Here is a 25,094-nt window from a genome sequence, read left to right on the forward strand (position 1 = left end):
GATCATGGGCAAGAATATCGTCATCCTGTTCGACGGGACGTCCAACCAGATAACCGAGGACCGCACGAACATCCTGCGGCTCTATGGCATGCTCGAGAAGAGCGACCGGCAACTCGTCTATTATGATCCCGGCGTCGGCACGCTCGGTGTGCCGGATAGCTGGGGTCGCCTCTGGCCGCGCATCGTGGAGTTTTGGGGCCTGGCCACAGGGTGGGGTCTCGATCGCAATGTGAAGCAGGCCTATCAGTTCCTGGTCGACAACTATGAGCGGGGCGGGGGTGGGGCGGATCGCGACCGCATCTACCTCTTCGGTTTCAGCCGGGGGGCCTACACGGCGCGAGTGCTCGCGGGCTTCATCAATGCGGTCGGCTTGATAGAGCGGCGCAACCTCAACCTGCTCGATTATGTCTATCGCGCATACAAGCTTGTCGGCAGCCGTCGCTCGTCGGATGATGATGAGGAGCGGCCCGGGGTGGGCGAAGAAGGGACGGACAAAGCCAGAAACTTTGCCGAGGTGCGCCTCTACGAGCGTGTGCTGCGCCCGGATAGGCCGCCGATCCGGTTGCTTGGCCTGTTCGACACCGTCGCCTCGGTGATCGAGAGCGGTCCCAAGGGGCCGCGATTACGCTCGCATGCCTATACTCGGCATAATCCCAGCGTCGAGGCAGTGCGCCACGCCGTGGCGATCGATGAACGGCGGACCATGTTCACGCCGCAGCTCTGGCCGGTCGGCGCGCCGTATTGGGCCGGTCCGTTCAAGTCGACCGATGCTCCTGCACAGGACGTACGGGAAGTCTGGTTTGCCGGCGTCCATGGCGATGTCGGCGGCGGCTACCCCGAACTCGAGAGCGGCCTGTGCAAAGTGCCGCTCGAATGGATGATCGAGCAGACCGGGCCGACCGGGCTTCATTATGTGACGCGGACAGTGAATGCCGTCGTCCTCGGAAAGCGCGCCGACCAGCGCTACGTCAAACCTGATCCGCTCGGGGAACCGCATCACACGATGACGGGGCTATGGCCCCTGCTCGAGTTCGTGCCGCGCAGGCGTTCGCGTCTTTCGCGCCGCCCCGCGTTGTTCGGATGGACGCTACCGCTATTCGAGCGGCGCGTGATACCGGAGGGTGCCATGATCCACGGCTCCGTGGCGGAACGGATCGCGAGGGATGGAGCATCGCCGCCCAATCTGCCGGCCGACCATGTGGTCGAAGGTGGTAGCTGGTGACCCCTGCGGGAATCGAAGCCGCGTTTGACCCGTGAGAGAGGGGCCGTAAAACGCCCATGGACGCCCTTTGATAATATATAAATCAGATGCTTAATCGAATGTCGTTCATTCCAATCTGATGGAATCCGGGGGAATATGTGGGTGATGCCAGCGTGGGGCAGCCGTTTCCCATGTCTCGCTCCAAAAGCCCTGGTCCTCACTCGCATACAGACCATCGGATTCAGGGTCGCACGGCTCCTTTACGCCTGGAGCAGCGTAAAGGAGCCTTCTAGCTTCGAGTAGCCCGAAGGGTTCAAAGAAGGTCGGAGATCTCAATTTCGCGAGAACTCGGGACTCAGCATTATGCATCTCCTGTCACCGGCCGGGCGTCGGGCGGCGCGACCAGGACGGCAATCTTCTCACGCAATCTACGGGTCCGGCAGGCGTCTCGCAGCATCAGCCGCCATTCCTCGAAGGAGATGTGGATCGGATTGTGCGAGGTTTCGTGCCCGATGAGCCCATAGCGCGGCGGCTCGTCCGCTCGTTCGGCAGCAAAAGTACCAAACAGCCGATCGAACAGGATCAGCACCCCACCATAGTTTCGGTCGATATAGCCCTCGTTCGAGGCATGATGCACACGATGGTGCGACGGCGTGTTGAGCACCCATTCGAATAGGCCGAGCTTTCCGACCGCCTCGGTGTGCAGGAAGAACTGGTAACGAAGATCGAAGGCGCGCAGGACCGCGACCATGACCGGCGGGCAGCCTGCGATCAGCAGCGGCAAGTAGAAGGCCCAGCCGAAGGAAATGCCATTGGTCCAGCCCAGCCGTATCGAGGCAAGTAGGGTCAGCTGCTCGGAACTATGGTGGACGCGGTGCGATGCCCAGAGCCAGCGCATGCGATGGTTGGCACGATGGAACCAATAATAAGCGAACTCGAAGGCGAGGAAACCCGCGACCCAGCTCCGCCAGTCGTAGAGCGGCCATTGCACGGGCGCCAACGCCGCGACGCCAAGCGCGACGCTACCGATGATCGCGCCGTTAAGCAGCGCAAAAGGTACATTGCCGAGCAAAAGGCCGATGCTGGCCAGAGCAGCCCGCCCGTCATAGCCGCGCTTCGTGCGCAGCCGCCAGATCAGCTCAACGATCACCAGCAGGAGGAGGGTCGCGAGCCAGTAAGGCGAGCGGGCGAACAACTCCATCAGCGCTTCGCCTTCGCGCGGAGGTTGTCGGTAAGTTCCTTTGCCGCCGCACGCTCCTGTGCGTCGACCCGGCTGTCGCCATTGGTATCGGCACGGTCGAAGAGCGGCATCGGTGCATGATCGAGCTCGGCGCGGGTCAGGCTGCCGTCATGATTGGCGTCGGCTTCGGCCAGCATGTCATCCAGCCGCTGTCCGGCCTCGGGGCGAAATTTGAGGATGCGGCCGAAATCGTCGCGGCTGACTGCGCCGTCACCGTTGCGGTCCATCTGCTTGAAGCGCGCCGAGCGCGAGGTCTTGAACTCCTCGCGCGTGACGACGCCGTCGCCATTGCTATCGGCTTGTGCAAAGCGGTCACTACCGCCGCGCCGGCCAAGCTGGGCCGCGGCAGGAGCGGCAAGGATCGCAATGCCGGCTAAGGAAATAGCGAAAAATGTGAGGGTCTTCATCGGAGTGCTTCCTTGTGGGGTGGCGACCGCGCGGGAGGGGAAAGGCGCGGCCGCCTGAATGAGATGGGGATTACGGGCGCGCGACGGTGCCGCTGACGGTCCGGCTGCCGCCATTGGGACCGTTGAGCGTGGTCGAATAATCGGCCGTACCGTCGCCATTGGCATGAGCACTGGTCGTGCGGCTGAGGCTGCGGCCATCATTGGTGGTGGTGACGCGGCTGTGGGCGTAGCTGCCGTCGCCCCAACTGGTCGAGCGGGCGGTGGCGGCGCCGCGCCCGTCATTGGTCTGGAAACTACGCGAGCTTGCGCAGGCACCGGGCGCGCAGCTCCGGCTGCGATTGGTCTCATAGCCCCGGCCATTGTTCCAGTCGACGTCGCGTCGGGCACTGACCGATCCCGGCTGGCGCGTCACCGCGCGTTCGCGGACGACGCCATGGCCATAGGCGCCCTGGATGCTCACCCGATGCCCATGACCGCGCGCCAGCGCGGCCTCCGGCAGGGTGCTGGCAATCAGGCAGAGGGAAAGGGCCGACAGGCCCGAAATTGTCTTGCGCACGAAAATCTCCTTTGAACACAGGTGCATCATGCCCCTTGCCGCCGCTATGAAGGGCTAGCGTAAGTTGGTTGCGTCGAGCCCATGTCGATTGGTGACAAAGTGTAACAGTGCTTTCGTCTGGCTTGCGCAGGAGCGCCACGCGCGCATGGAGTGCGATGCATGGAAGAAAGCTGCATTGCCGTCGTCGAGGATGACCGCGAGATACGCGCGATGGTCATCGACTTGCTGAAGCGCGAGGGCTTCACTGTGCTGGGCTGCGGCACCACGGCCGAGTTCGATCAACTCCATGCCCGCCAGCGCATCGATCTCGCAATTCTCGATGTGATGTTGCCGGGTGAGGACGGTCTCTCGCTCTGCCGGCGCCTGCGCACCAAGGGCGAGGTGCCGGTGCTGATGGTCACTGCCAAGGGTGACGATATCGACCGGATCGTGGGGCTGGAGATCGGCGCGGACGATTATCTTCCCAAGCCGTTCAATCCCCGTGAGCTCGTCGCCCGTGCGCGCGCTATCCTGCGTCGCACGCGCGATGCCCAGCGCGTTGTCTCGGCGCTGCCGGTCGAGCGCTATCGCTTCGGGCGCTGGACGATCGACGTGGGCAGCCGCAGTGTGACCGATCCCGGCGACGAGGAGCTGGATCTGACTGGCGGCGAGTTCGACCTCCTGCTGTGCCTGGTCACGCATCCCCAGCGCGTGCTCAATCGCGACCAACTGCTCGATTGGACTCGTGGCCGCAGCGCCACCGCTTTAGATCGTGCGGTCGACGTCCAGCTCTCGAGGTTACGCCGCAAGCTTGCGTTGCGTCCGGGTGGCGAGGCGCTGATCAAGACCGTGCGCGGCGGTGGCTACCAGTTCACCCTTGCGGTTGAGCGCGCATGAAGCTGCAGACAAGGCTTACGGTTCAGGTCGTCATGATCCTGCTCGCGGGATTCATCGCTTTCCAACTGCTGATCGTGCTCGCCACCACCCTGCCTTCGCGCGGCAGCGAGCAGCGGCCCTATGGCCTGCCCCTGCCCAGGGAGGTCGCAGCCATGATCGCCGCAATGGAGCGTACGCCGAATGCGGAGCGACCGGCGCTCATCCATGCCTTCGATCAGGGGCTCTATGGCGTCAGCCTAGCGCCGGGGGGTGTCAGGCCTTCTCCGCATGACAGCACCGAGGATTTGGTGCGGCTCGGGGATTATTATGCAGCGATGTTGCCCGGTCATGCCGTCGCGGTCGATGCCAGGCGGCCGTTTCTCGGTGCATTGCTCGGCTCGCGCCCGCGACCGGCCCGCTTCTTCGCCCCCGTCCGCGTCGCGATCAGCCTGGATGATGGCAGCGCTCTCGTTCTCACCAGCCAACCCTCGGGTGCAATCCGCGGCTATCTGCGCCGCCGCTCCATGTTGGGTGCGATCGGGGGGCTCATCCTGCTCGCGATCCTGCTCGTGGCGATGCGTCAGACGATGCGCCCAGTGGTCCAGCTTGCAAATGAGGTACGCCGCTTCGGATCAAATCTGGAAGCGCCAGATCTTCCAGTCGAGGGCACCCGCGAAGTGCGCGACCTCGCGCTCGCATTCAACGACATGAAGCGGCGCGTTGCCGATCTGATGGCCGAGCGGACGCGCACGCTTGCCGCCATCGCGCATGACATGCGCACCTATCTGACCCGCCTGCGCCTGCGCGCCGACTATATCGAGGATGCCGATCATCGCGAGCGGGCGGTGCGGGATCTCGATGAGATGGCGGCACTGCTCGACGACACGCTGCTGCTCGCACGCGCCGATGCCGGCGAGAGCGAGAAGGTTCCGGTTGTCGATCTGCGGGTAGCCGTCGTCGATGCAATCGCTATGCGCGGCCACGAACCCGGCGAGATTCTTGTCGAGCTGCCATCCGGGCCGGTGCCGGTGCGGGCGCGTCCGCTCGCGATACGGCGCATCCTCGGCAATCTCGTCGATAATGGCCTGCGCCACGGCACGCAGGTGCGCGTAAAGCTCACGGTTCAGGAGGGGAATGCTTCGCTTGTCATCGCCGACAATGGTCCCGGCGTGGCACCGGATCATTTGCCCCGGCTCGGTGAACCCTTCCACCGCGCCGATCCCTCCCGCAACCGCCAAGCAGGTGGTGCCGGCCTGGGGCTTGCTATCGTGGGGGCACTTGCGTCACGCGACGGTGCCCAGCTGAGCTTCAGCAATGGGCCGACGAACGGCCTTCTCGTGACCGTGCGTTATTCCCTCGTCTCGTAGGTGGCCGGTGCTGCCAATTTCCCTGACGTTCCCAGATCAAATTGCCAGGCCCGAAAGCTGACGCGCGTTCATCGTACTAAATTATGAGTCTAGGAGGCCCAATCCTGAAGTAGCCGTTGCGCATCCGCGTCGTAGCCAGGTCGTGGATGCGCAGCATCAGCGGCATCTGGTCGGCCGATGCGATACATATGGTCGGCCGATGCGATACATATGGTCGGCCGATGCGATACATAGCGCATTGATGACCGATCCACGCCCAGCGCCAGACAACTGCGCCGCTCGCTCACACCGTAGGACGCCGGGACACGCGCAACAATCTCGCGCCGCCGCCCAGGCGTCAGAGCTTTTTTGGCGGAACGTCCTGCAGGATATGCTCGTCCAGGCTCAGATCCGCGACCAGTTGCTTGATCTTGTGGTTCTCATCCTCGAGCTGCTTCAGGCGCTGCAGCTCGCCCATGCCAACCCCGCCATACATCTTCTTCCAGCGGTAGAATGTCTGCTCAGAAACGCCCAATTGGCGGATCACCTCCGCCGCCCGTGTCCCCGTCTCGGCTGCCTTCAACGCGAATGCAATCTGCTCTTCCGTGTACCTCGTCTTCCTCATCTCCAGCTCCTTCCTCATGATCTTCACAAGGCCGGAAAACTCTCGATCAATCGGGAGGAAAAACGGGGGGCGTCGCTCCTGTGGTTAAGACGATAAATAAATTTTCGGCGAGGCTGCTGCTCGGCAGGCGGAATTGGATTGCCTGCTCCCAAGGCGAAAATCGCGAGACAGGGCCGGATAATGGGAAATCCATTATCCGGCATCACCCATATTACATCACAGAATCTGTGCCATTTTGCCAGACATGACAAGCTGCGGGCATATGTATATATTTATCGTGTGAAGTGTTCTAGAATGCGAAAATCGTCGTAAGAAAATTTCACATGCCGCTTCCGCCATCCTTGATGGCGATCGAGACCGGCGGCGAACAGGGAGAGGATGAAGGGATGATCACCCCCAAACATGCCCGTGATTTGCCTGCCTTAAAGGGGCTGCTTCTTAGCACCAGTCTTGCTGCGCTCGCGGTATTTTCTTATCCCGCACTCGCGCAGGAAGGAGTGGCTTCGTCGCAGAATGGTGGGAACTTGGACGAAAGTGGTCTTGAGGACATTGTCGTCACTGCCCGCTTCGTGAACGAGAATGTTCAAGACACGCCGATGGCGATTTCAGCTCAAACTGACACTCAACTCAAGGCAGCCAATGTCACCAACATCGGCACGCTTGGTTCGGTTATCCCGAATCTGCAGACGATGCCGGGCCACTCCTACTCCGCCGGCACGCCGCGCATTTCGCTTCGCGGCGTCCAGCAAGGCGCCTCTTCGAGTCTAGCAGTACCACCAGCGCTCGCGATCTACACTGACGATGTCTACCACTCGACGACTGCAGGTTCGGATCTCGACTTCACTGACGTTGTTCGCGTCGAGGTCAATCGCGGTCCTCAAAGCACGCTGTCCGGCAATGCCTCGATCGGCGGCTCGATCAAGCTGTTCACGCAGGACCCCAAGGGTGACGGCTCGGGCTTCATTTCGCTGGGCTACGGCGTGCGCAAGCATATGGAAGCGTCGGGCGCGATCGACCTCGGCATCACGCCGAACCTGTCGATGCGTATGCTCGGCCATTTCAACAGCCAAACCGGTTTCGGCAACCGCCTCGACTTTTCCTGCATGATGGACAAGCTCGGCACGCCGGCTCTCAAGGGCTCAGTCCCGTATTTCCAGCCGGATTCGGCGAACCGCGGTTGCGTCATCGGCCATACCGGTGGCGGCACGACCTCGGTCGGCCAGGTCAAGCTGCTTTGGAAACCGATGGACGATGTCTCGCTGCTCCTAACGGTACGCCATCGCGAAGAAGACCTGGAAGAAACGCCCGAAGTCACGCTGGGCTTCCAACCCTCCTGTGTGCAGCCCGTCGCGGGCTACCCTGCCGGCATTGGCCAGCAGCCATGCCCGGCACCGGCAAGCAACCAAGTCTATTACCTCGCAGCCTACAAGGCGTTTGGCGTATTGCAGGACAATCGTTTTGTCGTGCCGATGCGCAATGGAGGCATCTACGACACTTACGGTACGATGTGCCGTCCGCTCCTCGACAAGTCCGGCAAAGTCGGCACTGCCGGCTTCCCATCCGACTTCCCAGTCGGCCTGTGTTATGATCAGGGCAAGACTGCGCATCACACGTTGGTATCTGGCAAGCTGCAGGCCGCTCTTTCCGACAATGTCAACGTGACGGCGATCGGTGGATATACGGACTACCGCAACGAGTTCACGCAGAATGGTGACAATTCGCCCCTGGGTTCGCTCCTGTCGCACTTCATCAACCTGGATGAGATGTGGTCAGGCGAGCTGCGCTTCGACGGCAAGCTCTTTGATGACAGGCTGCAGTGGGTTCTTGGTGGCTTCGCGGTAAAGACCGACGGCTATCAGAACAACAATATCGGTTTCGTGACGACCTATCAGTTGAGCAGCGTCCACGGCATCAACAAGTCGCAGTCGGCGTTCGCTCATCTCGATTTCAACATCACGGATGCCTGGCGTGTTTCCGGTGGTGGTCGCTATTCGCACACCAACATCGCGATCACGATCGACAATCCGCAAGCCGTTACGGTCACTGTTCCGATCAGCGCGATCGAGAACCGTTGGGACTGGCTGATCTCGACCGATTACAAGATTACGGACGATATCCTGGTCTATGCATCGGCTGCGTCTGGTTCGCGCCCGCCGGGCCTCACGACGATCGTCAACACGGCGCGCCAGCTTTCGCCCACCTCGGCGGAGGATCTGATCAGCTACGAGCTTGGCCTCAAAGCTGACTGGCTGGACCGCCGGCTTCGCACCAATATAACCGCCTTCTACATGGACTACCGGAAGCTAGCGACCTCGGTCCAGGGCACCGAATGCAAGAACCAGCCGGGTCCGATCGCGACATGGTTCAACGTGAACGCCAACACGGCGGCCGGCGTTGCGATCTGCCAGCAATTTCCGGGCACGTCGGACCCGATCAACTTCTTCAACAATGTCGGCATCCCGGCAAAGGTGAAGGGCATCGAGTTCGAGATCACCGCTATTCCGATCCACGGCCTGCGCATCGACTGGTCCGGCGGCTATAACAAGTTCACGACAAGCATCGTGCCGCCTGCACCCGGATCGCTCTTTCCGGGCAATCTGCGCCAGCCTGAGCTGAACATGCATGCCAACATCTCATACGATATCGAGACGTCGATCGGCACGTTCACGCCTCGTGCCGATTGGAACTTCGTGTCGAAACAGACATGGGATACGGCGCCCAATGCCCATGCGCCCGATCCGGCTTTCGTGATCGATGCCTACGCGATCTGGAACGCCCAGCTGCAGTATGAGGCGCCGTCGCGCGATTGGACCGCGACCTTCTCGGTCACCAATGTCGCGAACAAATGGTATCATTATCAGAACCAGCTACTTGGCGGCATCAACTACTCCACCCGCGTGGCGCCGCCGCGCGAATGGATGCTGACGATCAGGAAGGACTTCTGAGGTTCATCTTGTCACTTCCCCTGTCCTGGGCCCGCAGCGCAAGAACCGCGGTTCGAAAGCGCCGCACCTTTTCCCGCGTGCGGAACGAGGAGAGAGCGCTATCTGGTGCGAAAGCGCAGAGGGGGAGGGTGGGCGCAATGAAGGCCATATTGGCAGGAGTGGGTAGATGAGCGTATCCGAGCTTATCGCAGCCGGCGGGATATCGCGCACGTCGCTTCCAATATGTCGGCGGTAAACATGCGGACATCCAAGATCGCGCTCTTCGTGCTGTTCGTGGTCTATTTCTTCAGTTCGATCGATCGCTCGATCGTCGGCATCCTTGCGCAGCCGGTCAAGGAGGAACTGCTGCTATCCGACACGGAGCTGGGATTTCTCACCGGCTTCGCCTTCAGCGCCGTGTACATGCTGTTCGGTCTGCCCATGGCACGGATCGCGGATCAGGGCAGGCGAGTGAACATCCTCGCCCTCTGCGTCGCCTTTTGGTCGATCATGACCGCGCTGTGCGGGATGAGCCTTAACTTCATGCAGCTCTGCCTCGCGCGGATGGGCGTCGGCGTCGGCGAGGCCGGTTGCCTGCCCACCTCGCATTCGCTGATCAGCGACTATTTCCCGCCCAGCCACCGCACCAAAGCGCTCGCCATTTATGGCCTCGGCTATCCCGCAGGCGCTTTGGCCGGCTCGATTATCGGTGGTTTCGTGCTGGATCACTGGGGTTGGCGCACTGCTTTCTATGTAGTGGGTTTGCCCGGACTTCTCGTCGCGCTGGCCACATGGTGGGTGGTCAAGGAGCCGCAACGTGGACAGTCAGATTCCAGCGATGACCCGGATTCCAGCCTTACCGAACCGCGCTCGTTTCGTGACGTTGCCGCAATGCTGTGCGGGTCACAGGTGCTGCGGCACATGCTCTTTGCGATGACCGTCCTCGCCATCTTCACCAGCCCAACCGCCACCTTCCTCGGTGCCTTCCTGGTGCGCAAGTTTCATATCTCCTACACCGAGGTCGGAATGATCTTCGGCATTTCGATGATGCTCGCCGCGTCATTCTCGACATTGTTTGGCGGCATCCTCGCGCAACGTCTGGCACGGCGTGACCAGCGCTGGCTATTGTGGTTTCCGGCGATCAGCGTGTCGATCGCCATGCCATTCTATGTGACGGCGCTCCTACAGGACAGCCCCTACCATCTCGGCTATTGGCTGTTCTTCGGCGCCTTGTGCAACGCCACTTACCTCGCGCCCTGCTATACCGTGCTTTACAGCATCATCCCTCCGGGCGGGCGCGCCAAGGCCGCTGTAATCGTGAGTATCCTGATCGGTCTGGTCGGACAGAGCTTCGGCCCTCTCCTTGCCGGCATCGCCAGTGACATGATCGCCGCCGACCGGTTCGGCCACGGTTTTGCGGCGGCATGTCCTGGCGGCATGGCGCCAAAAGGTGCCGCCGCTGTGCTTGACGCCGCGTGCCGTGGCGCCGTGGTCGATGCGACGCAGATTGTACTCATCGTCACGATGATCATCACGGTGTGGCCGGCTTTTCACTTCTATCTGGCGGCCCGGAAAATGACCCCGCCGTTCGGACGTGCACTATGACTGAAGATCGCCGCTACGTAGCACGGTCTCGCAGATTACCGATACCCTCCAGCCAAGCGAAGGAGCATCAATGACTAGTCACGCAACGGAGATGGCGGATCGCGTTGCGATCCACAATCTGCTCATGGAATATGGCGCCGCCCTCGACCGGCGAGATTTTGACGCCTTTGGCAAATTATTTGGCGCCGACGGCCGCTACGGAACGCTTGAAAACGCCTCCATCGGGCCGGAAGCAGGCGCGATGATGCGAGAACGCTATGAGACCGGTAATAACACGATCCATGTTCCCAATTTCCACCTCTTCTTCAACGAGGTTATTTGGTTTGAGACACCGGATCGGGCTCGCTCCACCTCCGCCTGCATGTTCATGACGACCCCGGACCAGGAGTCGCGGCAGCTCTCGATCGCCGTCGCGGCGACCTACGACGACGAAATCGTGCGCGAAAAAGACGGCACCTGGCGCTTCGCACGCCGCACGTTGCTACCCTTCAAGAATGGCCCGACGACACCCAAGTAGGGAAACGCGGCCGGCTTCGTATCCGAATCGTGCGAGGGCAAAAGCGCGGGCGCCTTTCCGGGGCAGCCTCACGAGACCATTTTGAGCCGGTTTCACTCGCGGTGACGACATTTCCTCCGAAAAAAGAACTTTGGTATAGGTTCGAAAATCTTGGCGCAGTGTCTTGGCAAGATGAACCGGGAATGCCTCAAAAGCGGGCGTTCAAAGGGCCACATTGCACGCCCGATATCGCCCATTCGTTCATGTGATGGAGATTGGCGTGAGCCTTCGGTTTGCAGGCTCGGCGCTAGGAGATCTGGCAATCCCGCCTCCTGCCAAGCGCGACACCTCACAGCTCGCCCCGCGTCTAATGTGACCTCGAGCGTCACACTCGGCGATTTCCCCGTTCGCTTCGGCCTACAGGGCGACGAAGCAAGCGATCGAGGGCGCACTGTGCATGCTATTTCGATGTGCGCGAGTAACGGTCAAGCCCGGCTATGCGCCGACCGCCCGCTTCGGGGCCAATGCCATCGTTCCGGGCCATCAGCTTCCGGTTGACAATACCGCCTTTGCCCGACGAATCCTCGAAGGCTTCGGCCAGCCGGCCGTGGCCACCAAAGAGTGCGACGTCGCAGAGCGATCTTACCTGACAGCCACGCTTTCCCGCCGGTCCAGAGCGCCGTCACGCTTGCCAGGTGCCTCAACTGCCGCACCATGCTGATCTCCCCGCGAAGCTGGCATAGAGGCGAGCCAGGGCCGACGGCACCGAGCCAAACAATAGAACTCATAAAAAATCATCTTAAAAAAAATGAATTGCAGAACAATTCATTTTGATCCATCTGGTCTGGAAGAAAATGATATTCTGCGCAACGGATAGGGGTGGATGAGCGCAATAACCGAAGCAGATGCTGGATCGGCCAGTGAACCGGAAACTGCCTCCTCTCGGGGGGCGGGATGGATGGTCTGGTACTCGGTCGTGCTTATCGCTCTGGTCTCGACCATGTCGAACATCGATCGCGGCATCATCAACCTGCTCGTCCAGCCGATCAAGGCTGATCTGGCGCTGTCAGACACATCGGTCAGCCTGCTGGTCGGCTTCGCTTTCTCCTTCTTCTACATGCTGTGCGGCCTGCCAATGGCTCGCGTCGCCGACGCAGGCAACCGCAAGATCATCCTGACGAGCGCACTGGCAATCTGGAGCTGCGCGACGGCCCTATGTGGCCTCGCGCAAAGCTTCTGGCAGTTATTTGCCGCGCGCGGCCTCGTCGGCGGGGGCGAGTCAGTGAAGGGCCCCTGCTCGATGTCGATGATCTCGGACATCGTCCCCCGCCATCATATGCCCCGCGCCTTCGCCATCTATCAGCTTGGCATCAATGCCGGCCAGGGTGGCGCGCTGATCATCGGCGGCTTTCTCATCGCCTGGCTGGCGGGCATGCCGCCCATCGAGTTGCCCGCCGGCATTGTCATCAAGGAATGGCATGCCGTCTTCCTGCTCTGTGGCTTTCCCGGCCTGTTGCTGGCGCTCCTGATGCTGCTCACCATCAAGGAGCCTGTCCGTCGCGGGCGCAAGGTGAGAGGCAGCGTCCCGATCAAGGATGTCGTTAAATTTTTCGGCTCGAACTGGCGCATCTATCTGCCGCTTTTGCTCAGCATCGCGATCGCATCGATCGAATCGTTCGGGATGATCGTCTGGCGGCCGGCCTTTTTCGAGCGCAGCTTTGGCTGGGGGCCCGAAGTTGTCGGACCGCTGCTCGGTACGATGATGTTGATCTCGACGCCGATTGGCTTGGGAATCGGCGCGTTCATCGCGGAACATTTCGTGCGCCAAGGCCGCAATGACGCGATGCTGCGCGTGGTCTTCCTATCGCATGTGGTCGCTCTGCCCCTGGCGATTGCAATGCCGCTGATGCCAAACCCCTGGATGGCCTTCGGTATGGGGTTTCTCGCATCCGTGGCGGCGTCGATGGCGGCCCCCGGCCAGAATTCGGCCTTCCAGATCATTACGCCCAACGAAATGCGGGGGCAGATCAACGCCGTTTATCTGTTCAGCATCAGCGTGATCGGCGGGGGGCTCGGGCCGACGGCCATCGCCCTCATCACCGATTTCGTTTTCGAAGACGAGAATATGCTGCGCTACGCAATGGCGCTCTTCGTCGCCATCGTCGGCCCGATCGGCGTGTTGCTGACCTGGCTCGCAATGAAACCTTATGGCGAGGCGGTCCGCCGCTTCGATCTGGAATCGCCTGGCTGAGACCGGCGGGCTGAGCGCCGGCAGTCGATCGACCGGTGAATCACTTTAGGCAACCGCCGGCAAACGACCGGGGCCTGTTTTGCGACGTCAGCTTTGGGAGAGAGAGATGCTCATGCCACGAATGAATGGTCTTCGTATGAAGGTATATATGAGCCTGTCGGCAAGTGCCGTTGCATGTGCCTGGGTGACAGCCTTGCCGCAGGCTGCTTTCGCGCAGGAGACGGCCGGCGCGGCTGCCGAACAAGCCGGCGAGGCAGGAACTGCCGGCGATGAGGCGATTGTGGTGACCGGTTCGCGGCTCGCTGGTGGCTTCAAGGCGCCGACGCCCGTCACTGTTTTGGGCGAGGACAGGATCACCGCGCTCGCAGCAACCAATCTCGGCGATGTCATGAACCGGCTGCCCGCCTTCCGGATGGCGACTGCGCCGACGACCGCTCTCTCCAGCACGGGTTCGGGCGGCAATCTGGGCGCGCGCTATCTCGACTTGCGTGGTCTTGGTGCAAGCCGGACACTTTTGCTGGTCGACGGGAAACGCTTCGTTCCCAGCTCAATTCTGGGCTCGGTCGACGCCAATCTCATTCCCGCCCTGCTCGTCAAACGGGTGGAGATCGTGACAGGCGGCGCGTCCGCGGCCTACGGGTCGGACGCCGTCGCCGGTGTCGTCAATATCATTCTCGACAGCAAGCTGGATGGGTTCCGCGCCCAGGTACAGGCCGGCACGTCGCAGATTGGCGATGCCAATACGCGGCAGGCATCGCTCGCGGCCGGGACCGGATTCGCCGGCGGCCGCGGACATATTGTCGTGGCGGGCGAGTGGTCCGATGACGGTGCGGCCGGGGGCTGTTATACGCGCGACTGGTGCTCCGCCGAATGGGGCATCTTCCAGAACACGGCCTTCCGCACCAATGGCCTGCCGGCGAGCATCTGGACGCCCGGCGTGCGCGCGGCGACGATGACCCAGACCGGCATCATCAACAGCCCCAATGCGCTGCGTGGTATCACCTTCAATCCCGATGGCTCCGTGCGCGCGACGCCGTTCCAATATGGCGCGACGCCGGGAGTCGAGACGATGATTGGCGGCGAAGGCTATGGCAGCAACTGGCGCCTTGCCGTTCCATATCTCAAGATTCCGGTGCAGCGCTACAGCCTGTTTGCCAATCTTGAATATGACGTGACCGACAGCATCAAGGCCGTGGTTACGGCTTCCTACGGGCAAAGCGAGGCGCAGAACCGCGGCGCCGCGCTGTTCGAGCGCGCCCTCACCATCAACGCGGCCAATCCCTTCATCCCAGCCCCGCTCAAGGCCCAGCTTGCGGCCAACAACGTCTCATCGTTCGTGTTCGGGCGGTTGGGTTCGTTCATCCTCGGCAGCCAGGATATCGATCCCACGGCCGCACGGGGCAAGGCCACGACCTTCCGCATCGCGAGCGGCCTTCAGGGCTCCCTGGGCGGCTCATGGCGTTGGGATGCCTATTATCAATATGGTGCCAGCGATTATCGGGTGAACAGCTACAACATCAAGAATCTCGCCAATTTCCCGCTGGCGCTCGATGCCGTGATGGGCCCGAACGGACCGATGTGTCGCTCGACGCTCACGAATCCCACCAATGGCTGCGTGCCGCTCAACCTCTTCGGCAGCGGAAATTTCAGCCAGGCGGCGTTCAACTATGCCTTCGGCTCGCCATGGCAGACGCAGAAGTTGCGGCAGCATGTCGCCGCCGTGAACATCCGTGGCAACCTCGTCGATCTGTGGGCGGGACCGCTCGCAGTCGCCGCGGGCCTGGAATATCGCCGCGACACGACCAAGACCGATGCCGACGCGATCGGCCAGGCGCTGGGCTGGCAATATGGCAATGGCGCCCGATACAGCGGCCGCATCATCACCAAGGAAGGCTATGTCGAGGGTCTGCTGCCGCTCGCCAAGGACATGTCCTTCGCCAAGCTGATCGAACTAAACGCCGCCGCACGCGTCACCGACTATAGCACGAGCGGCACGGTCACGACCTGGAAGGCCGGACTGGTTTACGAGCCGATCGACGGCATCCGCTTCCGCGTGACGCGCTCGCGCGACATTCGTGCCCCCAACGCGCAGGAACTCTTCAACCCGGGCGGCGCGACGCCGGGCAATGTGGTCGACCGCCGCACCAATATCTCGACGATCGCGCGCGTGCGGACGGGTGGCAACCCCAACCTTGTCCCGGAGATCGCCAAGACATGGACGGCAGGCGTCGTCCTGACCCCCGGCGGCGAAGGCATATTGAAGCCACTTCGCCTGTCGGTCGACTGGTTCGATATCTCGCTGAACGGTGCCATCTCGACGATCAGCGCGCAGACGATCGTCGATCGTTGTCAGCTCCAGAACGCAACCGACTATTGCAGCCTGATCACCCAAGGACCTGACAATGTCATCACCGAGGTGCGTGCCTTCTCGCTCAACCTCAATCAGCTGATTGCGCGCGGCGTTGACGCGGAACTGGCTTACCGGGTTCAGCTGGGCAGCAAGAGCAGTGTCGATTTCAACATATTGGGCACTTACAACAAGGATCTCATCACCGTGGACTCGGTCGGCGCGATAAATCGTGCCGGTCAGACCGGCATGCAGAATCTGGGCGCGACCGGCATCCCGCGCTGGAGCGTGACCTCGACGACGACGATCCAGACCGGCCCGGTCAAGACCACGATCGAGAATCGCTACATCCCCAAGGGCATCTATGATCCGACTTTGATCGGTCCGGAGGATGCGGGCTATGCCAACACGCTGACCAACAGCATCTCGACCAATCGCGTGTCCGGGCGCTTCTATACCAATCTGGGCATTTCGGTGGCGGTCGAGAGTGGCGCGCGGACGCAGTTCGAGCTCTATGGCTTCGTCGGCAATCTGTTCAATCAGGATCCGCCGATCTCGCCGGGATCGACATCGACCAATCCCGCACTCTTCGACACGATCGGCCGCTCGTTCCAGGCCGGCGTACGTGTCCGCCACTGACGATTGGTCAGACGCCGCCGGTCCGGCATCGGCGGCGTCACGGCTCCTGACGCACGTGGCAGATCAATCGTCCCGCTGGTCTTCAGTGGCGAGAATCTGGTATGCCCGCTCGAGAAATTCGAAGAACTGGGCCATCTCGCCCGGCGAGAAGGCAGCGCGAATGGAGGTTTCGGTTTTCATCGCCTCGACGAACATTTCGTTCATCAGCGTCTCGCCTGCCGGGGTCAGATATAGCGAACTGCGCCGCCGATCGACCGACGAGCGCGCGCGAATGGCGAGGCCTCGCCGTTCGAGTTCATCGACGATCGCCACGAGCAGCGAGCGATCGAGACCACCGACGCGGGCGAGATCAATCTGCGAACAGCCCGGATTGGCAGCAATCAGGGCCATGGTGGTGAATGTGCCGGAGCGCATCCCATATGGCGCGAAGGCCGCCGTCACCCGTTCGCCGAGCAATGTCAGAAGGCCGCGTAGCCGAAACGAGAGGCGATTTGCCATGAGCCCCGATTTGAGCTGCTGGTCGCCCGTCGTTTCCCGCTGTTCGCTGACCGTCACTGGGTCTTCTGCTGCCATGCGTCACTCCGGTGTCCGATCTAGGATGACCGTCGCGAAATGGCAAAACTTATCTGCCTGTCAAAAATCATCTCGTTGACAATCATTTTTTTTCAACTTATTTTTTAAATGATCAATAGCGCTGCAGGCGCTTGCCCTCGCGAGGGAAAGGATTTCCATGAACACTGCCGTGGCCACCCGCACCGCCATTGACGAGGGCAAGATCGTCGTCCTGAATCCCACGGGCTATCCTCCCGCGATCAGCGCGAAGCAACTCGCGCCGCGCCTGGAGACGCTGGACGGCAAGACCATCTACCTCATCGACAGCCGCTTCGATGACTCCCTCGAGCTGCTCAAGCAGGTTGCAGCCTGGTTCGAAGCGAAGATGCCCTCGGTAACGGTTCGGCTGGTGTCCCTGAAAGGCACTTACGGCCGCGACGATCCCGAACTCTGGGCGGACATCAAGGCGAACGGGCATGCCGCGATCCTCGGCGTCGGCCATTGCAGCACCTGCGCCCCGGCCGTCGCGACCCATGGCGTGACCCTCGAAACCAAATACAGCATCCCGACGGTCGCCATTCACACCGACAAGTTCGACAAGGTGGTGCGGTCGGTCACGCGCATGGCTGGCCTGCAGGATGCGCCGACCGTGTTCGTGCCGCAGCCGGTGATGGGGCGAACGGCTGAGGAATTACGCGGCTATGTCGAAGGTCTCGACCCGGTCAGCGGCATCGCCGTGATGCGCGAAATCATCGATGCGCTGACCATCGGCCTGCCTGCGCCCGAAGCAAGCAGGAAGCCTGCGCCGCGATCGACGCCGCGCCTGCTTGAGCCGGATACGGAGGACGCGCTCCACGAATTGTTCCTGACCAATAACTGGACCGACAAGCTGCCGATCGTGCTTCCGACCGAGGCGCGCGTCGCGGCCATGCTCGCGGGCACCAGCCGCAAGCCCGACGAAGTCGTTGGCCGGATGGAGCCCACCGCCAATCGCGGCAAATGGGAATATACGGTCGAGAAGGTCGCCGTGAACGCCGTGATGGCGGGTGCGAAGCCGGAATATTTCCCTGTCATTCTGGCCCTGGCAGCGTCCGGCGTGACGGCGCGCAGCAGCACCTCCAGTTCCGGCTCGGCCATGGTTGTCGTCAATGGCCCGGTTCGCAATCAGATCGGCATGAACAGCGGCATCGGCGCGATGGGCCCCTATAATCATGCCAATGCGACCATCGGCCGTGCCTATGGGCTTCTGTCGCAAAATCTGCAGGGCGGCTCGGTGCCCGGCGAGACCTATATGGGCTCGATCGGCAATGCCTATAATTACAGCAGCATCACCTTCGCCGAGAATGAGGAGCGCAGCCCCTGGGAGCCGCTGCATGTGCAGAAGGGCTTCGATGCCGATGATAGCGTCGTCAGCATTTTCTTCGGATGCCGCTCCACCTCCTTCGGTCTCGGTTTGCGGGAGACCTATTGGCGCGAGCATGTCCGCGACATGCTGCTCGCCGTCGACACGGTCGGCCCTCCGGTGTTGCTGCTCGATCCGATTACCGCGCGCCAGTTCGTCGAAAGGGGCGGTTTCGACACCAAGGACAAGCTGATCGATTTCGTCCACGACACGGCGCAGATGCCGGCCGCGCGCTATTGGGACATGCAACTCGTCCAGAATTATATCTACCCGAACGCAACCATGGGTGACGAACCGCTGGCGAGCTATCTCGATGCGGCGCCGGACGAACTGATCCCGATGTTCCGCAAGAAGCAGATCAACGTCGTCGTGGTTGGCGGCGAGAGCAATGGCTACTGGCAGATCATGGGGACGGGCTATCGCGGGAGCGTCCTCGTCGATGACTGGCGCTGAGCCATGACATCAGTCGATCTCGTGGTGGTGGGCGCCGGAACGGCCGGCCTGACAGCGGCAGCGGTGGCAGCGGCCGACGGCCTGCAGGTGCTCGTGGTCGAGCAGCTCGCGCCCGGCGGCCAGATCGCCACCGTCGACAAGATCCGCAATTTTCCGGGATTCCCCGACGGGATTGGCGGCTATGAGCTGGGGCCATTGCTCCAACAGCAAGGCGCTGACGTTGGCGTCGACTTCCTGCTCGATACGGTCGAGGGCATCGATCCGTCCGCGAACGGCTTCGTCGTCCGCTGCGCCGAAACGACGCTGGAAGCACGCGCCGTCATTCTGGCGATGGGATCGCGGCGCCGCGCGCTCGATGTACCGGGCGAGGCCGATCTGGAGGGGCGGGGCGTCTCGCATTGCGCGTCCTGCGATGGCCACTTCTTTCGGGGCAAGACGGTTGTGGTCGCGGGCGGCGGGGACTCCGCCTTCGACGAAGCGGAAGTCCTTGCCGGGATCGCGAAGGACGTGGTGATCGTCCACGAAAGCGCCAAACCGCGCGCCCAGCGGTTGACGGTCGAGCGGGTCAGCGCGCTCCCCAATGTGCGCATCCTGCCGGAAGCCCGCATCGCGGCCGTCGGAGGCACACAGGAAGTCGAGCATATCATCGTCGATGGTCCCGGCGGACGCTCGGAAGAACCGGCAGCCGGACTATTCGTCTATGTCGGCCTGATCCCGAACAGCGCCATCGTCGCGGGCCTCGTCGAAACCGATGATGCCGGCGCGATCATTGCCGATCGCGATTTTCAGACTGCGGTCCCCGGTCTCTTCGTCGCTGGCGATTTGCGCAGCGGCGCGCGGGCGCTGCTGGCGAGCGCCGCCGGGGACGGCGCCTCTGCCGCGGCCGCCGCCGTCCGTCATATTCGCCAGATCGCATCGGTGGGGGAGGTTGCGGCATGACCGTCGATCGCCATAGTCGTCTTCTCATCATCGGCTCGGGCCCTGCCGGCTATACGGCGGGCATCTATGCCGCGCGGGCAGCGCTGGCGCCGGTTCTCGTCCAGGGCATGCAGCCCGGCGGACAGTTGACGATCACGACGGAAGTCGAGAACTGGCCGGGCGATACCAGCGTTCTTGGTCTCGATCTCATGGCCAGGATGGAGAACCAGGCGCGTCACATCGGTGTCGAACTGATCACCGACATGATCACCGAAGTTGATCTCGCACAATATCCCTTCAAGGCCCGCGCCGAGAGCGGTCTCCACTTCAGCGCCGACGCCATGATCGTGGCGACCGGCGCGCAGGCGCGATGGCTCGGTCTTGAGGCGGAAGAGCGCTTTCGCGGCTTTGGTGTATCGGCATGTGCGACCTGCGATGGCTTCTTCTATCGCGGCCGGACAGTCGCGGTCGTCGGCGGCGGCAATAGCGCGGTCGAGGAAGCCCTGTTCCTCACCAACTTCGCCGAGAAAGTCTATCTGATCCATCGCCGCGGCGCCCTGCGCGCGGATCAGGTCAATCAGGCCAAGCTCTTCGCGCATCCCAAGATCGAGATGATCTGGGACACGGCGGTCGTCGATATTGTCGGGGATGAGCAAGGCATGGGCGTCGGCGCGATCGACCTCAAGCATTTGACCAGCGGCACCGTCACGCGCTTGCCGGTGCATGGCCTGTTCGTGGCGATCGGCCATGATCCCGCGACAGCCCTGTTCAAGGGGCAACTCGACCTCGACGCGGAAGGCTATATCCTTACCGCACCGGACTCCACCGCCACCTCGACGCCGGGCGTGTTCGCGGCGGGCGATGTGCGCGACAAGATTTTTCGTCAGGCTGTCACGTCCGCGGCCATGGGCTGCATGGCGGCGCTGGAGGCGGAACGGTGGCTGGCAGAGCGGACATTGGCGCAGGCGGCTATATCCGTGGCTGCCTGAGGGATTGAGTCTCACATATTGGAGACGGGGCGATGCTGAAGACCTGGACAAGCGACCTCTATGACCGGATCGCGGCGCTGGCCAGTTTCGGCGCCGACAAGCTGCCAGAACCGATCGAAGCCCTGTGCGATCGCCTGCTCGCGCCAGCATCGCCCAACGCCAGGCTGCGCGCGGCGGGCGAGATCCATGCGCGGTTCGCCGCCGCCGGCGATGCGGGCAAGCGCGCGTTCCTGTCGCTGCTGGCCGATCGCTATACGGCCGATCCGGCGCGGCTCGACCTCGCCATCCTGGCCTATCAGGCTGACCGGAGCGCCGAGCGGCTGGCCGATCTCCACGCCGCCTCCGAGCCGCGGCGCCAGCAAATCCTGCGCCGCCTGAACGAGGTTCCCGATGGCACGACGCTGCTGCTCGCGATGCGCGGCGCCTTGCTCGGCATGGCGCGGGATGATCCCGGTCTCGCCGCGCTGGACGGTGATTTCTCCCGTCTCTTCAGTTCCTGGTTCAACGGCGGTTTTCTCGTCCTGCGCCAGCTGGACTGGTCGACCTCGGGCGCAGTGTTGACCAAGCTCATGCATTATGAGGCCGTGCACCCGATCGAGTCCTGGGAGGCGCTGCGTGCCCGCCTCGAACCGGCCGATCGACGCTGCTACGGCCTGTTTCACCCGATGATGGACGCAGAGCCGCTGATCTTCGTCGAGGTCGCGCTGACCCGGGGTATTCCGATCAGTATCGCCCATATCCTGCGGGCCGATCGCGTCGCACTGGACCCTGACAAAGCCGATACGGCGGTCTTCTACTCGATCTCGAACTGCCAGGACGCGCTGCGCGGCGTGCCATTCGGCGGGCCGCTGATCAAGCAGGTCATGGATCGATTGCGGCGGGAACTGCCGGGCTTGCGCCGGGCGGTGACGCTCTCGCCCATGCCGGGCTTTGCCAGATGGCTGCGCGGGCGGGCGGATCAGGATCCGGCCGATCTTGCCCTTGTCGGCCAGCTGGCCGAGCCCGACTGGCATCTTGACCCGGCCAGCGAGGCGCGCATCAAGGCGCCGCTGATGCGCGCCGCCGCCCGGTATCTGACGATGGCGAGCGGACGCGATGCCGATCCCGTCGCCCGCTTCCATCTCGGCAATGGCGCGAGGATCGAGCAGCTCGACTGGCTGGGCGATGTCTCGCCCAAGGGTCTGCGACAGTCGCACGGCATGATGGTCAATTATCTCTACGATCCGGCCCATATCGACGACAATCATTTCGCCTTCGCCGAGAGCGGCGCGATCGCAGCCAGCGGGCGGCTGCGTCGTCAGGCGCGCGAGGAGCCGTCGTCGCGGCTGCCATGGCTGTCAGGCCGCTGACCAGGAGAGGCGTGATGAACCACAGTCTGTTTGCGGCCCTATGCGCGGGCAAGGATTTGGATGAGCCGGCCATCCTGTGCGGATGGGATCGCATGATCAGCTATGGTGCGCTGTTCGAAGCGAGCGGCCGTCTGGCCCATCGTCTGATCGCGCTTGGCGTTGGTCCCGGTGACCGCATCGCCGTCCAGGTCGGCAAGAGTGCGGAAGCGTTGATCCTCTATCTCGCGTCGCTGCGCGTGGGTGCGGTCTATCTGCCGCTCAATACCGATTATACGCCGGCAGAGATCGGCTATTTTCTCACCGATGCCGAGCCAGGCCTGTTCATTGTCGATCCCGCCGACGCTGATGCCGCCGCGCCGCTGGCGGCCGGGATCAGCGCGCGTCTCGCGACACTGGGGACCGATGGCGAGAGCGGCAGCTTGCTGGAGCATATCGATACGCTCCCCGCATCCTTTACGGACATGCATCGCGCCGCCGACGACCTTGCCGCGATCCTCTACACCTCAGGCACCACCGGCCGCTCCAAAGGCGCCATGCTGACCCATGGCAATCTCACATCCAATGCCGCGACATTGGTCGATGCCTGGCGGTTCACCGCTGACGACGAGTTGCTGCACGCGCTTCCGGTCTATCATATCCACGGCCTGTTCGTGGCGACCAACGTGCCGCTGCTCGCCGGCGCACGCATCCGGCTCCTGCCGAAGTTCGAGCCCGGCGCGGTGCTCCGCGGGCTGGAGACCGCCACCGTCATGATGGGCGTGCCGACCTTCTATACCCGCCTGCTCGCCGACCCGCGCCTCGACAGGAACGCGACCAAGGGCATGCGCCTGTTCGTGTCCGGCTCGGCGCCTTTGCTCGCCGAGACGCACCGCGCCTGGGAAGAACGCACCGGCCACCGCATCCTCGAGCGCTACGGGATGAGCGAGACCGGCATGAACACCTCCAATCCCTATGAGGGCGAGCGGCGGCCCGGCACGGTCGGACCGGCCTTGCCGGGTGTTTCGATCCGCATCGTCGATGAACAGACTCGCACCATGCTCCCGGCGGGCGAGATCGGCATGATCGAAGTCAAAGGACCGAACGTGTTCAAGGGCTATTGGCGCATGCCGGAAAAGACGGCTACCGAACTGAAGGAAGACGGTTATTTCATCACCGGCGATCTCGGCCGCCTGAGCCTCGACGGTTATCTGGAAATCGTCGGCCGCGACAAGGATCTGGTGATCACCGGCGGGCTCAACGTCTATCCCAAGGAAGTCGAGACCGAGATCGACACGCTCGATGGTGTCGAGGAAACGGCAGTCATCGGTCTGCCCCATCCCGATTTTGGCGAAGCGGTTACCGCGATCGTCGTCCGCTCGAGCGGAAGCAAGATCGGATCGGCCGATATTCTCGAAGCGATCTCGGCGCGTCTGGCGCGCTTCAAACTACCAAAGACCGTCTTCTTCGTGGACGCACTTCCGCGCAATGCCATGGGCAAAGTGCAGAAAAATATCCTCCGCGAAGAGCTTTTGGATATCGTTTACTGACCTTCGAGACCATTCCAACATAGAATGAAGAAGACTTATCAGAGGAAGCCACCGTCCTGGGCAAAGCCCGCGACGCCGTCAGCAGGCTGCGACCGCGCCTTCCGGCATGTCGATGGGAATCGCGTTACAATCGCGTCGGTGGCTGATTGACGACGCACCGTGATTCGAGCGGTCAGACCATGCCTTGCGTCACCGACTTGAACGGCTTTCCTTCGCAGTCGGCGCCGGCTGTGACCCAAAAGTTGTCGACCTGGTCGGTCAGAAGCAAAATCTCGATGCTCCGGGCGCGAAAGTCTTCAAGCTGTGGCGAAGAAGCAAGTCGATCGAGATCCGAACCGGTGGCCTAATGGATTGCCGTCTGGTTCTCCTTCATTCCGCCGACATGATCCTTGAGCGATCGCCAACTCTCGCCAGACACGGTCGATCTGAAACGAAACCCGTCAATCATTCAGGCTTGTTGCAGGATATCGGGCCCCATGGCCAAAGCAGAAGCAAGGTTCTGCTGAAGGAAGGCGATGAACAGCTTCACATTCCTCGGGGTGTAAGTTCGGTTGGGATAGACGGCGGAGATAACGGTCTGAAAATTGCTCGGGGTGGCGACATGATCTGGGAACAGATCGATCAGCCGGCCTGCAGCGAGATCCGCGCCGATGAGCCAGTCGCTGAGCAGGACGATGCCAAGCCCCTGCAATGCGCAATCGCGTAGCACGATGCCACTGTTCACCGACATCCCACTGCGCACGGGAATGTCATGCTCGTGTCCCTCGGCATCCCGCAGACGCCACACGTCCGAGAAGCCCGGCAGCGGAAACGTGAGACAGTTGCGCCCGCTGATCTCGCCCGGCTCCCGTGGGTGGCCCATCGCCGCGAGATAGGCGGGGCTGGCGCACATATGATAGCGGGTACGCAGGACCGGCATCGCGATCATGCTGGAGTCCCCGAGCGGGCCGTGGCGAAGGGCAAGATCGAATCGCTCGCCGACAATGTCCACGAGCTGATCGGTGAGCGTCAGGTCGATCCTGACACCCGGATAAGCGCGGCAGAAGGCCGGGATGATAGAGCCGAGGCAATGGATGCCGAATGCATGCGAGGCGGAGATTCGCAGGACGCCACCGGGTGCGTCCGCCTTATCCGAAAGCGTGGTCCGCAACGAACGAAGCGCATCCAGATGCTGTTCGACCTCCTGCATGAGCAGGCTTGCCGCTTCCGTTGGGGCGATCTTGCGCGTCGTGCGGTAGAAGAGGAGCGTACCAAGCTCCGCCTCGAGCCCGGAAATTGCTCGGGAGATGACGGACGGCGCGACATTGCGCGATCGCGCGACGGCACTGAGGCTGCCGCGACGATAGACATCCTCAAACAATTCGAGATTGGCGAGCTTCATTATTGCTTCAATCGCAAAAGTGATTTCCAACT

18 protein-coding genes and 2 pseudogenes are annotated in these 25,094 nt (G+C 62.3%); 13 read left to right on the plus strand and 7 right to left on the minus strand.

The window, feature by feature from the left end; translation table 11 throughout:
- Window positions 1–4: 4 nt before the first annotated feature.
- Window positions 5–1,222, plus strand: coding sequence for a T6SS phospholipase effector Tle1-like catalytic domain-containing protein (locus tag KK488_RS00330; RefSeq protein ID WP_214621154.1), 1,218 nt, complete (start codon window positions 5–7; stop codon window positions 1,220–1,222).
- Window positions 1,223–1,562: 340 nt separating this feature from the next.
- Here KK488_RS00330 and KK488_RS00335 read toward each other — a convergent pair whose 3' ends face one another.
- Genes KK488_RS00335 through KK488_RS00345 form a run of 3 tightly spaced genes read right to left on the minus strand, consistent with a single transcriptional unit; the run spans window position 1,563 to window position 3,404 of the window.
- Entirely contained in the window at window positions 1,563–2,402 is an 840-nt protein-coding gene (locus KK488_RS00335) for a sterol desaturase family protein (RefSeq protein ID WP_214621155.1), read from the minus strand.
- Complete coding sequence (locus KK488_RS00340) at window positions 2,402–2,962, minus strand: EF-hand domain-containing protein (protein ID WP_250889953.1); 561 nt, start codon at window positions 2,960–2,962, stop codon at window positions 2,402–2,404. The genes KK488_RS00335 and KK488_RS00340 overlap by 1 nt, the downstream gene beginning before the upstream one ends.
- The gene (locus tag KK488_RS00345) at window positions 2,919–3,404 is read right to left on the minus strand and encodes a hypothetical protein (protein ID WP_349356831.1); all 486 of its coding nucleotides are present in this window, start codon (window positions 3,402–3,404) and stop codon (window positions 2,919–2,921) included. The genes KK488_RS00340 and KK488_RS00345 overlap by 44 nt, the downstream gene beginning before the upstream one ends.
- A 159-nt stretch (window positions 3,405–3,563) precedes the next feature.
- Here KK488_RS00345 and KK488_RS00350 point away from each other — a divergent pair, with 159 nt between their 5' ends.
- Complete coding sequence (locus tag KK488_RS00350; RefSeq protein ID WP_214621156.1) at window positions 3,564–4,280, plus strand: response regulator; 717 nt, start codon at window positions 3,564–3,566, stop codon at window positions 4,278–4,280.
- Complete coding sequence (locus KK488_RS00355) at window positions 4,277–5,626, plus strand: ATP-binding protein (RefSeq protein WP_214621157.1); 1,350 nt, start codon at window positions 4,277–4,279, stop codon at window positions 5,624–5,626. Before KK488_RS00350 ends, KK488_RS00355 begins: the two co-directional genes overlap by 4 nt.
- Window positions 5,627–5,726: 100 nt before the next feature.
- Here the strand turns inward: KK488_RS00355 and KK488_RS00360 are convergent.
- Window positions 5,727–6,230 (minus strand): annotated as a pseudogene (locus tag KK488_RS00360) (transposase); the annotation flags it as partial.
- A gap of 344 nt (window positions 6,231–6,574) precedes the next feature.
- Between KK488_RS00360 and KK488_RS00365 the strand changes: the two are divergent.
- From KK488_RS00365 to KK488_RS00385, 5 genes are all read left to right on the plus strand, one after another.
- Window positions 6,575–9,175 (plus strand): TonB-dependent receptor, encoded by a 2,601-nt coding sequence (locus KK488_RS00365; RefSeq protein ID WP_214621158.1) that lies wholly within the window; start codon window positions 6,575–6,577, stop codon window positions 9,173–9,175.
- A gap of 237 nt (window positions 9,176–9,412) precedes the next feature.
- Window positions 9,413–10,759, plus strand: a complete 1,347-nt coding sequence (locus KK488_RS00370) for a spinster family MFS transporter (protein ID WP_214621159.1) — start codon at window positions 9,413–9,415, stop codon at window positions 10,757–10,759.
- A 91-nt stretch (window positions 10,760–10,850) separates the two neighbouring features.
- Window positions 10,851–11,276 (plus strand): nuclear transport factor 2 family protein, encoded by a 426-nt coding sequence (locus KK488_RS00375; protein WP_214621160.1) that lies wholly within the window; start codon window positions 10,851–10,853, stop codon window positions 11,274–11,276.
- A 937-nt stretch (window positions 11,277–12,213) separates the two neighbouring features.
- Window positions 12,214–13,506 (plus strand): MFS transporter, encoded by a 1,293-nt coding sequence (locus tag KK488_RS00380; RefSeq protein ID WP_284732107.1) that lies wholly within the window; start codon window positions 12,214–12,216, stop codon window positions 13,504–13,506.
- A gap of 148 nt (window positions 13,507–13,654) precedes the next feature.
- Entirely contained in the window at window positions 13,655–16,492 is a 2,838-nt protein-coding gene (locus tag KK488_RS00385; RefSeq protein WP_214621162.1) for a TonB-dependent receptor domain-containing protein, read from the plus strand.
- Between the two features lie 63 nt (window positions 16,493–16,555).
- On the opposite strand, the gene KK488_RS00390 is transcribed toward KK488_RS00385, so the two are convergent.
- Entirely contained in the window at window positions 16,556–17,065 is a 510-nt protein-coding gene (locus tag KK488_RS00390; protein WP_214621163.1) for a MarR family winged helix-turn-helix transcriptional regulator, read from the minus strand.
- A gap of 157 nt (window positions 17,066–17,222) precedes the next feature.
- Here KK488_RS00390 and KK488_RS00395 point away from each other — a divergent pair, with 157 nt between their 5' ends.
- From KK488_RS00395 to KK488_RS00415, 5 genes are read left to right on the plus strand one after another with little or no spacing between them, the layout of a single operon-like run.
- Window positions 17,223–18,899: a UGSC family (seleno)protein gene (locus KK488_RS00395; protein WP_214621164.1), complete on the plus strand. Its 1,677-nt coding sequence runs from the start codon at window positions 17,223–17,225 to the stop codon at window positions 18,897–18,899.
- Between the two features lie 3 nt (window positions 18,900–18,902).
- A complete protein-coding gene (locus KK488_RS00400; RefSeq protein ID WP_214621165.1) occupies window positions 18,903–19,838 on the plus strand; it encodes an NAD(P)/FAD-dependent oxidoreductase in 936 nt (311 codons plus the stop codon).
- Entirely contained in the window at window positions 19,835–20,806 is a 972-nt protein-coding gene (trxB, locus tag KK488_RS00405) for a thioredoxin-disulfide reductase (RefSeq protein ID WP_214621166.1), read from the plus strand. Before KK488_RS00400 ends, trxB begins: the two co-directional genes overlap by 4 nt.
- A gap of 32 nt (window positions 20,807–20,838) precedes the next feature.
- Window positions 20,839–22,155: a malonyl-CoA decarboxylase gene (locus KK488_RS00410; protein ID WP_214621167.1), complete on the plus strand. Its 1,317-nt coding sequence runs from the start codon at window positions 20,839–20,841 to the stop codon at window positions 22,153–22,155.
- A gap of 14 nt (window positions 22,156–22,169) precedes the next feature.
- Window positions 22,170–23,681 (plus strand): malonate--CoA ligase, encoded by a 1,512-nt coding sequence (locus KK488_RS00415; protein ID WP_214621168.1) that lies wholly within the window; start codon window positions 22,170–22,172, stop codon window positions 23,679–23,681.
- 181 nt (window positions 23,682–23,862) lie between these two features.
- On the opposite strand, the pseudogene KK488_RS00420 reads toward KK488_RS00415, so the two are convergent.
- Window positions 23,863–24,114 (minus strand): annotated as a pseudogene (locus KK488_RS00420) (molecular chaperone HtpG); the annotation flags it as partial.
- 15 nt (window positions 24,115–24,129) lie between these two features.
- Window positions 24,130–25,062: a LysR family transcriptional regulator gene (locus KK488_RS00425; RefSeq protein ID WP_214621169.1), complete on the minus strand. Its 933-nt coding sequence runs from the start codon at window positions 25,060–25,062 to the stop codon at window positions 24,130–24,132.
- Window positions 25,063–25,094 lie beyond the last annotated feature (32 nt).

The organism is Sphingobium nicotianae, from assembly GCF_018603885.1.
Classification (GTDB): Bacteria; Pseudomonadota; Alphaproteobacteria; order Sphingomonadales; family Sphingomonadaceae; genus Sphingobium; species Sphingobium nicotianae.